A 14,914-nucleotide genomic window follows, 5' to 3' on the forward strand; every position below is an offset into this window, starting at 1 on the left:
AGCCTGTTCCCGGTTTTCCGTTATCCGCCGACCTCCCGGGGGTCTCCTGTCACAGGGGGCCCGCCGATAGCAGGAGAGCAGATGACGCAGTTCACCACCGGCACCGAGCCCGTTGCGCAGCCTTGGGGCGGCGACGGCCCGGCAGACTGGTACGACCCGAGTCCGGCCGCACGCAGGCCTGGCGGTGCGGCCCATCGCCGGGTCGGCAACGGTCGGCACCGGGCGAGGCGGACGGTGCCCGGCGCCAAGCCACTGCTCGCCGCAGTCGCGACGGCGGCGACGGCGGTGATCGGCTGCATGGCCCTGTCCTCCGGAGCCCCGGTCGGCAAGCCGCTCTCGGCTCCAGAGCCACCGTCGGCGACCGACGCCCTGACGGTCGCCGCGTCCGGCTCGCCGGCCGGGGCTCCGGTTCCGGTCGCCTCGGCGGTCCCGGCTGCGCAGACCACCGGACCCGCCCGGCTGCCCAGCGCGTCCGCCGGCACGACACCGGTGAACCGTCCCACCACCAGCGCACCGTCCAGCGCGCCCATGCCGGCCGACTCGCAGACCGCCGCTGCCTCCCAGGCCCCGTCCGGCCCTGTTCCCGTGCCCGGCTCTGTCATGGTCGCCGGCACCGCTCCTGTTCCCGTGCCCGGCTCTGTCATGGTCGCCGGCACAGCTCCCGTTCCCGCGCCGAGCTCTGTCACGGTCGCCGGCACTGCTCCCGCTCCCGCGCCGAGCTCCACCGCCGCCGTCGGCGCCCCTGGCGCACCCGGCTCCGACCTGGACGCGGCGGCTGCCCAGGTGCTGGCCGTCATCAATCAGGCACGAGACGCTCAGGGAGTCGCACCGCTGCAGATGCTCGCCGGCCTGCAGACCAGCGCGGACGCCCACAACCACACCATGGCCGGGGGCTGCGGGCTGCAGCACCAGTGCCCGGGCGAGCCCGCTTTCGGCGACCGTGAGAACGCCGCCGGCGTGCAGTGGACGACATCCGGCGAGAACATCGGCGAGGGCGGCCCTGTCGCCGGGACCACTGCTGCCATAGCCGGCATGGCCGTCGGGCTCACCAACAGCATGCTCGCCGAGCAGCCGCCGAACGACGGCCACCGCCGCAACATCCTCAACCCGGCGTTCCACCACATCGGCATCGAGCTGCTGCGCGATTCCTCGGGAACGGTGTGGATGACCCAGGACTTCGCCGACTGACAGTCGCAGGAGGAGGAGGACGACGCCCGCGGGATCCGCGAAGCGCACCTGCTGCCTTTGCGTGTTCCAGTGGCATTTTCCTGGGAGAGTGCCCTGCGGCTTGCAGTTGCGAGCGCGAGAGGGGGCTTCCTCTCGTTTGCGAGGGCATAGGTTCGTTCCTCCGGGCTAATGCCAGCCGCACCTCCACCGCTGCCTGGCACCGGTCACCCTATGCTCGGCCCTGACCGCCCCTCGGACAGGAGACCCGCCGTGACCCGCTCCGCCACCGCCACTGCCGGCGCCGTAGCCGCCGCTCTCCTGGCGCTCAGCGCCTGCTCCTCCAGTAGTTCGAGCGGCTCGTCCGGGTCGTCGGCATCGGCGTCGGCCTCCGTCACCGGCACGGTCACGGTCTTCGCCGCCGCTTCGCTGAAGAACACCTTCACCCAGCTCGGCACGATGTTCGAGGGTGCGCATCCGGGTTCCAAGGTGGTCTTCAACTTCGGCGGCAGCGACACGCTTGCCGCCGGGATCAACAGCGGCGCGCCGGCGGACGTGTTCGCTGCGGCGAGTCCGGCGACCATGAAGACGGTCACCGAGAAGGGCGGTGTGGCGGGGGCACCGGTCACCTTCGTCAGCAACGAGCTGGAGATCGCGGTCGAGCCTGGCAACCCGATGCACGTCTCGACGCTCCAGAACCTGTCGAACCCCTCGCTGAAGGTGGTGCTCTGCGCCAAGACCGTGCCCTGCGGCGCGGCCGCCCAGACGGCGCTGGCGGCGGGCCACGTCACGGTCACGCCCGTGAGCTACGAGCAGGACGTCACCTCGACGCTCACCAAGGTGGAGCTGAAGGAGGCTGATGCCGGGCTCGTGTACCAGACGGACGTCAAGGGCGCCGCTGGCAAGGTCGACGGCATCAACTTCCCCGAGGCGTCCTGCGCGATCAACGACTACCCGATCGCCACGCTCGCCCACGCCCCCAACGCGACCGGTGCGGCGGCCTTCGTCGCCTACGTCGAGTCGCCGGAGGGTCAGAAGGAGCTCACCGACGCCGGCTTCAAGAAGCCGGGGTCCTCCTCGCCGACGGCGTCGGTGTGCACCTCCGCTTCTGCGTCCGCCTCGGCGGCCTCAGCTTCAGTCTCAGGCTCGGCCTCGGCCGCTGCGTCATCGTCCCCGTCCTGACCGTCGCCCACGGTCCGTACACGGCCACCGCGCGGCCGGTCGTCACATGATCGGGCCGGGTGTGTGGCAGCCCCCGTCGACGCTCGCGCCGCGGGATGCTCAGTCGGCCTCGTGACGGACCTCTACTGAAAGTTCCCGCCACGGCGCAGCCAGTTGCACCGGATCGATGCCTGCGGGCGCACCGTCGGCCTGTTCAGTCCCGTCCAGGCGGAAGTGAACCGTCGTCCCGGTGGCGTCGCTGCCGGGGATGGGCACCAGGTCGGTGACCGGCACGCCGTGTTCGTATCGCTGCGTCCAGGCGCCGTTGCGGCGGCGGTTGGTGTGGACGAGCCACTCGCTCAGTGCTGCGACGACGGAGATGCCACGACGTGGCTGCCCGTCGGGAAGTAGCTGCACGTCAGGAGAGTCGAAGAACCGCAGATCCTTCGTCGACATGACCGGCTTCTTGACGACGTGGCCACGGTCATCGACACGAGTGGCGGTACCGCGGCCGTCGTCGGACACGGACACCGAGCCATCGCGGTGGAAGGTGACGACGCACCGGCCGCCGTTGTTGGCCTCTGCCTCGTCGGCCGCATAGGCGATGACCTCAAGGACCAGGTGCTGCATGCCGCCAGGGGCGAACGTGGCCGGATCCCGGCGGATGCGTTCGAGATGGTCGCCGTCCACGGCGATCGCCCAGTCATGCGTCGTGTTGGGCCGCAGGCTCGTCGGATTGTCCATCCGCACAGTCTTCCAACTGGAGGCGGTGGACTCCAGCCTGTTCCCACAGTCCGAGCCTGACGGCCTTTTCCGACTTCCGACACGGCAGAGTCAGTCCGGACAGCTCCGACCGAACCGCCCGGCAAATGCCTCGCCTCGGCGCCGGACGGGACAGCATCATGAGCCCATGCACATCACGGCCTGCCGGCAAGAAGACCTGGATGCGTTGGAAGAGCGTCTGCCCTCCTCGAGCGCCATCTCCTACCACGCTCAGCGGTTCGCTCGACAGGTCGCGGGAACCAGCACGTTCCTGGTGGCCTGGCAGGACGCCCGGCCGGCTGGAACCTGCGAGGTCCGTTGGGATGGCTGCGCGGCACCAGAAGTACGAGCCGTGATAGCGGGCTGCCCGGAGATCAACGGTTTGCACGTCGTCGACGCGTTGCAGTCCCGCGGGATAGGCAGCGCCCTGATCCGCCACGCCGAACAGCTTGCCGCCGAACGAGGCGCACGCCTCATCGGATTGGGAGTCGACGACCACGGGAACCCGCGAGCTGCAGCACTCTACGCTCGCCTGGGATACCAGCCCACCGTCCGTTATGTTCGGCGCCTGTGTCGTCGGTGTAGAAGTAGCGATCCAGGTGCCGCGTGGCGGCGGTTGGCAGGGGGCGGTTCGCTGGAATCCGCCGCACCGTCCGTCCTTCCTGTTTGTGTCTTTCCACAAGCCATGTCGCCATATGGTTGATCTTCGTTGTGTGGATCTTCAAGGTTCGCGTGTGAACTGGCTTTCGGGCCGGGGATCGACGAGACTCGACGGTTGGGTGCGGGGCGCCCGAGGGTGCCCTGCGGCTGAGCCGTATAAGCACCCGAGGTGTACCTTTCTCCCAGCCAGAGAGCCCCATTCATGCGCTTCCTGAACGACCTCAAGCCCGCGTACGACCTCACGTACGACGACGTCTTCATGGTCCCCAGCCGCTCCGCCGTGGGCTCCCGGCAGGGTGTCGACCTCTCCTCGAACGATGGCACCGGGACCACGATCCCGCTGGTGGTCGCCAACATGACGGCGATCGCCGGGCGGCGGATGGCCGAGACGGTGGCTCGGCGGGGTGGGCTGGTGGCGATCCCGCAGGACATTCCGACCGAGGTGATCGCCGATGTGATCGGGTGGGTGAAGCAGCGCCACCTGGTCTTCGACACGCCTGTCACGCTCACGCCGAACGCGACCGTTGCGGACGCGCTGGCGCTGCTGCCGAAGCGTGCGCACGGGGCGCTGGTGGTGGTCGAGGGGGGTAAGCCGGTCGGCGTGGTGGCCGAGTCGGACTGCCAGGGGGTGGACCGGTTCACCAGTCTGTCGCAGGTGATGTCGCGCGACCTGCTGCTGCTGGACGAGGGGATCGACCCGCGGGCCGCGTTCGAGCGGCTCAACGAGGGGCACCGCAAGGTGGCGCCGGTGGTCGATGGTGAGGGCCAGCTGGTCGGGATCCTGACCCGCAAGGGCGCGCTGCGCGCCACGCTCTACACCCCGGCCGTGGACGCGAACGGGAAGCTGCGGATCGCGGCCACCGTCGGGATCAACGGCGATGTGGCGGGCAAGGCCAAGGCGCTGATCGAGGCCGGCGCCGACGTGCTGGTGGTGGACACCGCGCACGGTCACCAGGAGAGCATGATCAGCGCGCTGCGCGCAGTGCGCGGGCTGGACCCGGTGATCCCGATCGTGGCCGGCAACGTGGTCTCGGCGGTCGGTGTGCGCGACCTGGTCGAGGCCGGCGCGGACATCCTGAAGGTCGGGGTCGGCCCGGGCGCGATGTGCACGACCCGGATGATGACCGGCGTGGGCCGCCCGCAGTTCTCCGCCGTGCTGGAGTGCGCCGCGGAGGCGCGCAGGCTCGGCAAGCACGTCTGGGCGGACGGCGGCGTGCGCCACCCGCGCGATGTGGCGATGGCGCTGGCCGCCGGTGCGTCCAACGTGATGATCGGCTCCTGGTTCGCCGGCACCTACGAGTCGCCGGGCGACCTGCAGACGGCCGCCGACGGCCGGCAGTACAAGGAGAGCTTCGGCATGGCCTCGGCCCGCGCGGTGCTCAACCGCACGGCCGAGGAGTCCGGCTACGACCGGGCCCGCAAGGCGCTCTTCGAGGAGGGCATCTCCACCTCGCGGATGTTCCTCGACCCGGCCCGCCCGGGTGTCGAGGACCTGATCGACTCGGTGATCGCGGGCGTTCGCAGCTCCTGCACCTACGCGGGCGCGAGCAGCCTGGAGGAGTTCCACGAGAAGGCGATCGTCGGGATCCAGAGCGCGGCCGGCTACGCAGAGGGCAAGCCGCTGCACTCCAGCTGGGCCTGACAGAAGCCCCACGTCAGCCCCTGTTCCGGGCGCCGCACGGCGCCCGGAACAGGGGCTGACGTGCTGTTCAGCCGGTGTATCCGGCCCACATCTTGGAGAACTCGTACGGGGTCTGCTGGATGTTGGTGCACTTGAAGAGGCTGCCGGTGCAGGCGTTGCCGTCGCGGGTGACCTCCCAGAAGGAGAGCTCGCCCAGGTGGTTCTGCTTGCTGAAGGTGAGCAGCTGCTGGGCGTCCGTGAGGCCGAAGACCTCGTCGGAGTTGTCGTTCTGGCCCAGCATCGGGGTGACGCCGACCATCGCCCAGGTCTGCGCCGTGCTCAGGTTCGGCCAGACCTGGGCGATCTGGGCCCGGGTGGACTGCGCCGACTGGATCGCGTACGTGCCCATCTGGCCGGCCGGGTTGGGGGCCTCGGTGTCGCCGAAGTCCATCGCCATCACGTTGACCACGTCCACGGTGACGCCGGCGGCCTTCGCCGACTGCAGGATGTAGACGCCGTCCGCGGTCAGCCCGCTGGGCAGCACCGGCAGCGTCAGGCTGACCTTGAGGTCGCGGCCCTTGGCCCGCTGGGCGGACTGGACGGCGGCGATCGCGGCCGAGCGACGGTCCACCGAGGCGTGGTCGGAGACCGCGGAGCCCTCGATGTCGAAGTCGATCCGGTCCAGGCCGTAGGCGTCGACCACCTTCTGGTACTGCGCGGTCAGGCTCGGCACATCGGTGCAGGACTGGGCCAGCTCGGTGCCGTTCGCGCCGCCGAAGGACGGGCGGATGTCGCCGCCGGCTGCCCGGACCGCGTCGAAGTCGGCCTTGTCCCAGCCGGTGCCCGGGTCGAAGGCGTTGAACCAGCTCGCGGTGCAGGCGCTGGTGCCGTTGACGATGAAGCCGAGTGAGAGCTGCTTCAGACCGGTGGTGGCGGCGATCTGGGCCAGGTTCGGGGTGGGCCAGGCGCCCAGATCGACGAACGGCGCGGCCACGCCGGGCGAGCTGCCGCTGCCGGCCACGCCGGTGACCGGGGCGGACTTCGCCGACTCGTTCCCGGCCGCGTCGTACGCCGTGACGGTGAAGGTGTGGCTGCTGCCGGCGAGCAGGCCGGTGACGGTGGCGGTGGTCGCGGTGGTCGTCGTCGCGACCGCCGTCGAGCCCTCGTAGAGCCGGTAGCCGACCACGCCGACGTTGTCGCTGGAGGCGTTCCAGGCGAGCGTGACGGCGTCCGGGCCGGCGCCGGAGACCCGCAGGCCGGCCGGGACGGTGGGCGGCGTGGTGTCGGACGGCACGCCGGTGCACGGCTGGTTGTTGATCAGGCAGTTGGCGGGCAGCACCTGCGTGCCGGTGGTGGACACGTCCATCCCGACCACGGCGGCGGTGGCGCCCGGCGCGAGCGGCGCGGCCCAGCTCGGCGAGGTGACGGTGTAGTGGGTGCCGCTCTGGGTCAGCGTCCCGTTCCAGGCACTGCCGGCGGTCTCACCGGCGGGCAGGTCGAAGGTCAGTGACCAGGAGTTGACCGTCTGGTTCGTGTTGTTGGTGACGGTGTAGTCGGCCTCGAAGCCGTTCTGCCAGCTCTGCGGTTCGGTCAGGACGGCGACCAGGCCGGAGACGCCGCCGGCGCCGGACGTGCCGGAGTCGGCGTGGGCCGCCACCGCCGAGAGTGAGAGTGGCAGCACGGCACCGGCCAGCAGGGCGGTGGCTACGGTGACGGTGGGCAGGGTGACACGCCTCATGGGCGGGTCCTCCTCGGCAAGGGGCAGCGCGGGGTCACGCCGCCGGACGGTGTGGGGGCGGGCCGCGGCACCCCCACATTGGTAGAGACCAATGCTGTGCGTCAATATGCGGACGGCACCGGCTTGATGATTTCTCGTCAGGAGTGTGAGGTCCGGTGGTCATCGAGACGTCAGTCGCCCACGGGGGTGAGCAGCGCGCGGCTGACCATGCCGACCGAGGCGTCCAGGGTGGCTGCCAGCGCGTCGTAGGCGATCGGGACGTCGCGCAGGCCGCGCAGTGCCAGCACGGTGGCCCAGGCGGCCTGGCGGGCCTGGTCGATGCTCCAGACGCTGAGCACGTGCTGCAGCGGCTCGGTGGCCCGCAGCGGGGCCGGCTCCGGCAGCAGCTGCTCGCGGACCTGGGCCTCCACCAGGGCCAGCAGGTCGTTGATCCGGTGGTAGTCGGCCTCGAAGGAGAGTGGATCGCGTCCGAGCCGCCGGGCCGTGTCGAGCACCGCGAGCGGCAGATCGTGCTCGATGTGCGCGTTCATCCCGGCGAGCGCGAACTGCAGGGGGTGGATCCCGGGGTGGTGGCGCAGCTCGAAGAGCGGGCGCCAGCAGGCCGCCGGCCGCCGGCCCGCCGCGGCGGCGTCCACCGCGGCGAGGTAGCGCCCGGCGAAGAGCGCGTCCAGCACGGCCATCGCGGCCGGGTCCGCGAAGTACGCGACGCCGAGCCGGGCTTGGACCAGCTCGGTGACGGTGAGGTACATCCGGTGGAAGACCCCCACTCCGTCGCCCGGCGGAAAGCCGGGCGCCAGTGCCCGCATGCGCGCCAGCACCTGCTCGACGGTCGGCACGGCGGGTGTGGTGGCGGGTGGGGCTCCCGGCGCCCCGGTCGGGTCGGTGGCGGGAGTTGCGGCTGTGGTGGCGGTACTCGTCCGAGGGTCGTCTGGCATCGGATCACCTCCGCGGTCCTTCAGGGAACTCCACTCTGCCGAATCGAGCACCTGTGCGGTATCGCCCGAAAGGGTGTTCTTCTGCCGACTTCTGATGACACGTCAGAACGATGAGAGGCATTGGGTTCGGGAGTCGTTCGGGCCGATGTGGGCGGGGCCTCGGACACGGCCTGCGGCGGCCTGCGGAATTCCGCTTGGCCGGGGACCGTCCGGCCCGTACGGTGGCGCGGTGGCGACGCAACTGATCATGCTCAACGGTGGTTCCAGCTCGGGCAAGTCCGGGCTCGCGCGGTGCCTGCAGTCGGTGCTGCTGCCGGATCCCTGGCTGACTTTCGGCGTCGACACGCTGGTCGGCGCGCTGCCGGCCGCGTTGCGCTCGGGCGCCGGCGGGCTCGACATCGCGCCGGACGGCGAGGTGGTGGTCGGGGCGGCGTTCCGGGCGCTGGAGGCGGCGTGGATCGAGGGGATCGCGGCGATGGTCCGCGCCGGTGCCCGGATCGTCGTCGACGAGGTGTTCCTGAGCGGGGCGGTCTCCCAGCAGCGCTGGCAACGGGCCCTGGACGGAATCGCCGTCTGCTGGGTCGGGGTGAGATGCGATCCGGAGCTGGCGGCGGGGCGGGAGATCGCGCGCGGCGACCGGGTGCCGGGGATGGCGCGCGCCCAGGCGGAGCTGGTGCACCGCGGCATGCGCTACGACGTCGAGGTGGACACCGGTCGGTACGAGGCGATGGCGTGCGCCCGGATCATCGCTGACCGACTGACCGACTGACCGACTGACCGACTGGCCGGCTGACCGGCTGACCGCGAGCCGCTGGCCGCTGGCCGATGTCAGCGAACGGGGACCGACCGGTCGGCCGATGTCAACATACCGGTGGCCCCGGCCCGCCGGCTGATGTCAACAAATGATGACCCGCTACCCGCCGGCCGATGCCAACAACTGGTGACCCGCGAGCCGCTGACCTCGGGCGATCGACCGACTCCGGCAAACTGACCCTGATCGACTGATGCCGTCTCTCAGGATTCGTTGAATGCCGGTCAACGAATTAGGGTGCAGCCGGGGATCAGCCGAGCGAGGGGTACCGGGGTGGGAACGCGGTTCGGAGGCTTCCGGGCGGCCTGGCGCCCGTGGATGACCGATGTCGGCATCGCAGTGGCGGTGACGGTGGTAAGCGTGTTGCTCGGCCGGGCGCCGGTGCAGCACCCGTGGCGTCCGCTGGACGGGCACGGCTACCTGCTGCTCGGTGCGATCAACCTCCCGCTGCTGGTCCGCCACCGGTACCCGCTGGGCGTGCTGGTGGTCTCCGAGGTCTTCTGGGTCTGGCTGGTGCTGGCCGGCTTCTGGCCGGTGCTGGGCACCCACGCGGCGCTCCTCTCCTTCTACACACTGGTCGCCGAGCGGGGCGCGTGGATCGTCGTGCTCGGCTGGGCCGGCACCTCCGGGATCTGGATCCTGGCGGGGCTGGTGAGCCCCGGCAGCGACATGAAGTCGGTGGTCGCGCAGGCGGTGGCGATCCCGCCGGTGTTCGCCTGGGCCGGCCGCCAGACCCGCCGGCTCGACCGGAGGAACCGGCAACTCGCCGAGCTGGCCGGGCAGCTGGCCCGCCAGCAGGCGACGCACGCCGACCACGCGGTCACCGAGGAGCGGTTGCGGATCGCGCGCGAGCTGCACGACGTGGTGGCCCACCACCTCTCGGTGATCTCGGTCCAGGCGGGGCTGGCCGAGTACGTCTTCCTCAGCGATCCGCCGACCGCCCGGACCGCGCTGCGCACGATCGCCGAGACCAGCCGCGAGACGCTGGAGGAGATGCGCGGCCTGCTCGGCGTGCTGCGACTGCCGCTCGCCGACCCGCCCGCCGGTGCCGGTGCGGGTGGCGACGCCGCCGACGACACGGCCGCAGGCGGTGCACGCGGTACGGGCGTCAGCCGCGGCGGCTCGGGCACCCCGGGCAGTACGGGCAGTACGGACGGCGTGGACCGGCCCGTCCGGACGGTGGGCGCGGCCTGCCCACAGCCGGGGCTGGCCCGGCTCGGCGAGCTGGTGGACCGGGTCGAGGCGGCCGGCCTGCGCGCCCAGGTCCGGATCACCGGCACCGCGCGCCCCCTCCCGCCCGGCGTGGACCTGTGCGCGTACCGGATCGTCCAGGAGGCGCTGACCAACGTGCTCAAGCACGCCGGCCCCACCCGCGTGCACCTCGCGCTGGACTACCGCGAGCACGGGCTGACCGGCCGGATCACCGACTCCGGACCGCCGCCGGGCCGGCCGCCGCATCCGTATCCGAAGGCGTCCGGCGGCGGCCACGGGCTGATCGGCATGCGCGAGCGCGTCCGGGTCCACGGCGGTGAGTTGCACGCCGCCCCGCACGCTTCACGGGGGTTCGAGGTCCGCTTCACGATCCCGCTCGGCCCGACCCCGCGCGGCACGCCGGAGCCCGGCCCGGCCCCGGAGCCCGGCCCGGCTCCCGCGCCGGGAAGTACGCCCCCGGCTCCCGCGCCGGGCAGCACGCCCCCCGGCAGCACCGCCGGCCCGGCACCCCCGGCACCCCCGCCGTCTCCGTCGCCCCCGCCCGCACCGCCGCCCCCACCACCGCCGGCACCGATCGCTGCTCACCGGAGCGCGGGCTAAGGTCGTGGTATGGGAGAGCGACAGGTCGCGCCCACCGCGCCGCAGCTGGTTCTGCAGTCCGAAGGCGACTCGACGGTCCTGACCCCGGGTTGCGAGTACCACGTCGGCCGCGATCCGGTCAGCGAGATCCAGGTCGACGATCCCCGGGTCTCCTGGCACCACGCCGTCCTGCACGTCGACGACGGCCACTGGATGCTGGACGACCTGGGCAGCACCAACGGCACGTACGACGACGCCGGCCACCGGCTCGGCCACCTCGACATCGGCGCCGACAACGTGGTCCGCTTCGGCAGCGCGGGCGACGGTCCACAGTTCGCGCTGCACCTGGTGCTCCCGACCCCGCCACCCCCGACCCCGCCGCCCCCGTCGCCGGAGCCGCCCGCGGAGTCAGGGGCAGAGTCAGAACCGGAGCCGCGCCCGCCGGCCCGGCTGCGGCCCACGCTGCGCGCCCCGCAGCCGACCGCGCTCACCGCCCTCACCGGTTCGCTGCGGCCGCCGAGCAGCATCTACTCGCTGCCGGCCCGGACCGTGCGGATCGGCCGCTCCGCCGACAACGACCTGGTCGTCGACGACCTCGAGGTCTCCCGCCACCACGCCGAGCTGCGCCGCGGCCCGGACGGCCGGTTCGAGATCGAGGACCTCGGCAGCCACAACGGCACGTTCGTCAACGGCCAGCCGGTGCTCCGCGCGCGGATCGGCCCGGGTGATCTGGTCGATATCGGCCACTCGATCTTCTGCCTGGTCGGCGGCGAGCTCCAGGAGTTCGTCGACACCGGTGACGTCACGCTGGACGTCGAGGACCTGGTGGTCACCGTCGCCTCCCGTGAGGACGGCGGCGAACGCCGGCTGCTGGACGAGATCAGCTTCCCGGTCGGCCAGAAGAGCCTGCTCGCGGTCGCCGGCCCGAGCGGCTCCGGCAAGTCCACACTGCTCAACGCGCTGACCGGACTGCGGCCCGCCGACCGCGGCACGGTCCGCTACGACGGCCGCGACCTCTACCGCGACTACGCCGAACTGCGCCACCGGATCGGCCTGGTGCCGCAGGAGGACATCCTGCACACCCAGCTGACCGTCCGCCGCGCGCTCGGCTACGCGGCCGAGCTGCGGTTCCCCGGGGACACCGCGGCGGCCGAGCGGAACGCCCGGATCGACGAGGTGATGACCGAACTCGGCCTGCTCAAACGGGCCGATCTGGTGATCTCCAGCCTCTCCGGCGGCCAGCGCAAGCGGGTCAGCGTCGCGCTGGAGCTGCTCACCAAGCCCTCGCTGCTCTTCCTCGACGAGCCCACCTCGGGTCTGGACCCGGGCATGGACCGCTCGGTGATGCAGATGCTGCGCGCTCTGGCCGACGACGGACGGACCGTCGTGGTGGTCACCCACAGCGTGCTCAGCCTCGACCTCTGCGACCGGTTGCTGCTGCTCGCCCCCGGTGGACGGACGGCCTACTACGGGCCGCCGGAGGAGAGCCTGGAGTACTTCGGCTACCAGCAGTGGCCGGAGGCGTTCGAGGCGTTCGAGGCCGAGGAGGACCGCGACTGGGCGGGCCAGTTCCGCTCCTCGCCCGCCTACCGGCGCTACATCGCGCCGATGAACGCCCCGCTGAACCTCCCGGTGAACGCGCCGCCCGACCGGCCGGACGCCCCGCTCGGCACGCCGCTGAACACGCCGGTGCGCGAGCGGCCGGGGCCGGTGAGCCCGGCCCGGTTCGGCCTGCCGCCGCGGCTGGTCGAACGCCCGGTGCTGCCGACGCCCCGGCCGCAGCGCTGGCGCTCCCAGCTCGGCACGCTGGTGCGCCGCTACTCGACCGCGCTGGCCGCCGACCGGACCTTCCTGGCGATCATGATCGCGCTGCCGTTCGTGATGGGCGCGATGGCCCGGGCGCTGGCCGGCGGCGCGCTGACCCAGAGCACGGCGATGAACGCGCTGCTGCTGCTCTGCGTCGGCGCGGTGCTCACCGGCGCGGCGAACGCGGTGCGCGAGCTGGTCAAGGAGCGGGTGATCTACCAGCGCGAACGCGCCGTCGGGCTGTCCAGATCCGCCTATCTCTGCTCGAAAGTGGTCGTGCTCGGCACCGTGACGGTGCTGCAGGCGATCGTGCTCACGCTGGTGGGCCTGGCCGGGGTGAAGCTCAGACCCAACGGCGGCAGCGGGGTGCTGATGCCGCCGCTGGTCGAGATCACGCTGGCCACGGCGCTGCTGGCGTTCACCGCGATGATGCTCGGCCTGCTGATCTCCGCCCTCGTGAAGAAGGAGGAGGTGACGATGCCGCTGCTGGTGCTGCTGGCGATCGTGCAGGTGGTCTTCTGCGGTGCGGTGCTCAAGCTGAACGGCGTGATCGGGCTCAACCAACTCTCCTGGCTGGTGCCGTCGCGCTGGGCGCTCGCGGCGATGGCCGCCACCCTGGACCTGCACACGATCGTGCCCGGCACGCTGACCGCGGACCCGCTCTTCCGGCACAGCGCCGGGGTCTGGCTGCTGGACATGGGGATGATGGTGGCGCTCTCGGTGCTGTTCGGCCTGCTGGTCATGCGGCTGCTGCGGCGGCACGAGCCGGCCGTGATGCGGCGGCGGTGAGCGGTGGCGACCCGGCCGGCCCCGGAACCCGCACGGCCCGACCCGGCACGGCCCGAGCCCATGCGGCCGGACGCCGTACGGCCCGAGCCCACGCGGCCGGCGGCCGTGCGACCGGACGCCGGACGGCCGGACGCCGCGCAGGCCGGGGCCGCCGCCGGGCCGGCGCCCTTCGAGGCGACCCACATCGTGCCGCCCGGCGGCCTGCCGAGCTGGGCGGCGCCGGATCCGCAGCGCCCGACCGCGCCGCTGGACGGGCTGCTCCCGGTCCGGCTGGCCGAGCTGTTCGGCAACTGGGCCCGGGTGGTCTGCGCGAACGGCTGGACCAGCTGGGTGGACGGCCGGCTGCTGCTCGCGCTGCCGCGGACCCCACCGGGCGCGCCGGTCACGGTCGGCGAGGACCCCCGCCCGCTGCTGGCCCGGCTGGAGGCGGCGCTGGGGACCTACCGGCGGCTGCTCGACGAGCTCGCCGACGGCCGGGCCACGCTGGCCGACTTCCAGCAGCGAGCAGCCGAGCTGCGGCTGGGCGCGGTGCTGGACGGACCGAACGCCTGGCTGCTGGACCTCGCCGAACGGCGCTGGTACTACTGCGACGGCGCGCGGCTGCAACCGTACGCCGTGACCGCCCGACCACCCGGCCCCGACGGCGACGGCGACGGCCGTGACGGCGGCGGTGCGTGATGGCCACCGCGCCCGGTGACCTGGCCGGCCGCCGGATCGCGGGCTACCAGCTGCAGGACGAGGTCGGGCGCGGCGGGATGGCCGTGGTCTACCGGGCCGAGGACCTGCGGCTCGGCCGGACGGTCGCCGTCAAGGTGCTGGCGCCCTGGTGGGCCGGCGACGAGGACCTGCGCCGCCGGTTCGAGCGCGAGTCGCGGCTGGCGGCCCGGATCGACCACCCGCACATCATCCCGGTCTACGAGGCGGGCGAGGCCGAGGGCGTGCTGTTCATCGCGATGCGCTTCGTCGAGGGGCGCGACCTGAGCGCGCTGCTGGCCCGCGAGGGCCGGTTGCCAGTGGCCAGAGTGGCCCGGATCGCCGGACAGGTGGCATCCGCCCTGGACGCCGCGCACGCGCACGAACTGGTGCACCGCGACGTCAAGCCCGGCAACATCCTGGTCGCCGAGGGCACCGACAGCGAGCACCCCGAGCACATCTACCTGACCGACTTCGGCCTGACCAAGAAGTCGCTGACCCGCTCCGGCATCACCCGGATCGGCATGTTCGTCGGCACGCCGGACTACGCAGCGCCCGAACAGGTGGCCGGTCGGCCGCTGGACGGGCGGTGCGACGTGTACTCGCTGGCCTGCGTGGTGCAGGAGATGCTGACCGGGCACCCGCCGTTCGTCCGTGACGACCAGGCGGGCGTGCTCTCCGCGCACCTGTACGACCCGCCGCCGGGCACCGGGCACGGGGACGCGGTGGACGGCGTGCTGGCCCGCGCGCTGGCGAAGGAGCCGGACGCCCGGTACCGGACCTGCGCGGCGTTCGTACTCGCACTGCGGACGGCCGGGCGGCGGGTGCCGCTCGCGCCGCCGGTCTGGGCGACGGCGGTCTTCGTGCAGCCGTGAGCCACCGCGGGCCGCGCTGACCCGGCGCTGGTACGGGATGAGCCGTTCACCGCAGCACCGGTTGCGGGTGCGCCGCGGCGCGCGCAGAGAATGGGCCGTGCACGACGA

12 protein-coding genes are annotated in these 14,914 nt (G+C 72.3%); 9 read left to right on the plus strand and 3 right to left on the minus strand.

Features of this window, described 5'->3' with window-relative positions; translation table 11 throughout:
• The first annotated feature begins 81 nt into the window (after positions 1 to 81).
• Together AC060L_RS22110 and modA are read left to right on the plus strand one after the other, a co-directional pair.
• The gene (locus AC060L_RS22110; RefSeq protein WP_483800581.1) at positions 82 to 1,188 is read left to right on the plus strand and encodes a CAP domain-containing protein; all 1,107 of its coding nucleotides are present in this window, start codon (positions 82 to 84) and stop codon (positions 1,186 to 1,188) included.
• A gap of 249 nt (positions 1,189 to 1,437) precedes the next feature.
• Positions 1,438 to 2,346, plus strand: a complete 909-nt coding sequence (gene modA / locus AC060L_RS22115; RefSeq protein ID WP_483800582.1) for a molybdate ABC transporter substrate-binding protein — start codon at positions 1,438 to 1,440, stop codon at positions 2,344 to 2,346.
• Positions 2,347 to 2,445: 99 nt separating this feature from the next.
• On the opposite strand, the gene AC060L_RS22120 is transcribed toward modA, so the two are convergent.
• On the minus strand, positions 2,446 to 3,069 hold the full coding sequence (locus AC060L_RS22120) for an ATP-binding protein (RefSeq protein ID WP_483800583.1): 624 nt from the start codon (positions 3,067 to 3,069) through the stop codon (positions 2,446 to 2,448).
• A 166-nt stretch (positions 3,070 to 3,235) separates the two neighbouring features.
• Here AC060L_RS22120 and AC060L_RS22125 point away from each other — a divergent pair, with 166 nt between their 5' ends.
• The gene (locus AC060L_RS22125) at positions 3,236 to 3,790 is read left to right on the plus strand and encodes a GNAT family N-acetyltransferase (RefSeq protein ID WP_483800584.1); all 555 of its coding nucleotides are present in this window, start codon (positions 3,236 to 3,238) and stop codon (positions 3,788 to 3,790) included.
• 159 nt (positions 3,791 to 3,949) lie between these two features.
• Positions 3,950 to 5,389, plus strand: coding sequence for a GuaB1 family IMP dehydrogenase-related protein (locus AC060L_RS22130; RefSeq protein ID WP_483800585.1), 1,440 nt, complete (start codon positions 3,950 to 3,952; stop codon positions 5,387 to 5,389).
• A 67-nt stretch (positions 5,390 to 5,456) separates the two neighbouring features.
• Here the strand turns inward: AC060L_RS22130 and AC060L_RS22135 are convergent, their stop codons facing one another.
• Both AC060L_RS22135 and AC060L_RS22140 read right to left on the minus strand, forming a co-directional pair.
• Positions 5,457 to 7,106 carry a glycoside hydrolase family 18 protein gene (locus AC060L_RS22135; protein WP_483800586.1) on the minus strand — a complete coding sequence of 550 codons (1,650 nt, stop codon included), beginning with the start codon at positions 7,104 to 7,106 and terminating at the stop codon, positions 5,457 to 5,459.
• 170 nt (positions 7,107 to 7,276) lie between these two features.
• Positions 7,277 to 8,041 carry a DUF5995 family protein gene (locus tag AC060L_RS22140; protein ID WP_483800587.1) on the minus strand — a complete coding sequence of 255 codons (765 nt, stop codon included), beginning with the start codon at positions 8,039 to 8,041 and terminating at the stop codon, positions 7,277 to 7,279.
• Positions 8,042 to 8,282: 241 nt separating this feature from the next.
• Between AC060L_RS22140 and cpt the strand changes: the two genes are divergently transcribed.
• From cpt to AC060L_RS22165, 5 genes are all read left to right on the plus strand, one after another.
• The gene (gene cpt / locus AC060L_RS22145) at positions 8,283 to 8,810 is read left to right on the plus strand and encodes a chloramphenicol phosphotransferase CPT (protein WP_483800656.1); all 528 of its coding nucleotides are present in this window, start codon (positions 8,283 to 8,285) and stop codon (positions 8,808 to 8,810) included.
• Positions 8,811 to 9,170: 360 nt separating this feature from the next.
• The gene (locus AC060L_RS22150; RefSeq protein WP_483800588.1) at positions 9,171 to 10,664 is read left to right on the plus strand and encodes a sensor histidine kinase; all 1,494 of its coding nucleotides are present in this window, start codon (positions 9,171 to 9,173) and stop codon (positions 10,662 to 10,664) included.
• A gap of 9 nt (positions 10,665 to 10,673) precedes the next feature.
• A complete protein-coding gene (locus tag AC060L_RS22155; protein ID WP_483800589.1) occupies positions 10,674 to 13,238 on the plus strand; it encodes an FHA domain-containing protein in 2,565 nt (854 codons plus the stop codon).
• Positions 13,239 to 13,343: 105 nt separating this feature from the next.
• Positions 13,344 to 13,916, plus strand: a complete 573-nt coding sequence (locus AC060L_RS22160; RefSeq protein WP_483800590.1) for a hypothetical protein — start codon at positions 13,344 to 13,346, stop codon at positions 13,914 to 13,916.
• Positions 13,916 to 14,806 carry a serine/threonine-protein kinase gene (locus AC060L_RS22165; protein WP_483800591.1) on the plus strand — a complete coding sequence of 297 codons (891 nt, stop codon included), beginning with the start codon at positions 13,916 to 13,918 and terminating at the stop codon, positions 14,804 to 14,806. Before AC060L_RS22160 ends, AC060L_RS22165 begins: the two co-directional genes overlap by 1 nt.
• Positions 14,807 to 14,914 lie beyond the last annotated feature (108 nt).

It is taken from the genome of Kitasatospora sp. NEAU-69 (assembly GCF_057158765.1).

Coding starts and splice junctions, on each gene's coding strand:
- AC060L_RS22155 (WP_483800589.1), top strand. CDS start 10,674: ATGGGAGAGCGACAGGTCGCGCCCACCGCGCCGCAGCTGGTTCTGCAG.
- AC060L_RS22120 (WP_483800583.1), bottom strand. CDS start 3,069: ATGGACAATCCGACGAGCCTGCGGCCCAACACGACGCATGACTGGGCG.
- AC060L_RS22150 (WP_483800588.1), top strand. CDS start 9,171: ATGACCGATGTCGGCATCGCAGTGGCGGTGACGGTGGTAAGCGTGTTG.
- AC060L_RS22130 (WP_483800585.1), top strand. CDS start 3,950: ATGCGCTTCCTGAACGACCTCAAGCCCGCGTACGACCTCACGTACGAC.
- AC060L_RS22125 (WP_483800584.1), top strand. CDS start 3,236: ATGCACATCACGGCCTGCCGGCAAGAAGACCTGGATGCGTTGGAAGAG.
- AC060L_RS22140 (WP_483800587.1), bottom strand. CDS start 8,041: ATGCCAGACGACCCTCGGACGAGTACCGCCACCACAGCCGCAACTCCC.
- AC060L_RS22165 (WP_483800591.1), top strand. CDS start 13,916: ATGGCCACCGCGCCCGGTGACCTGGCCGGCCGCCGGATCGCGGGCTAC.
- AC060L_RS22135 (WP_483800586.1), bottom strand. CDS start 7,106: ATGAGGCGTGTCACCCTGCCCACCGTCACCGTAGCCACCGCCCTGCTG.
- AC060L_RS22110 (WP_483800581.1), top strand. CDS start 82: ATGACGCAGTTCACCACCGGCACCGAGCCCGTTGCGCAGCCTTGGGGC.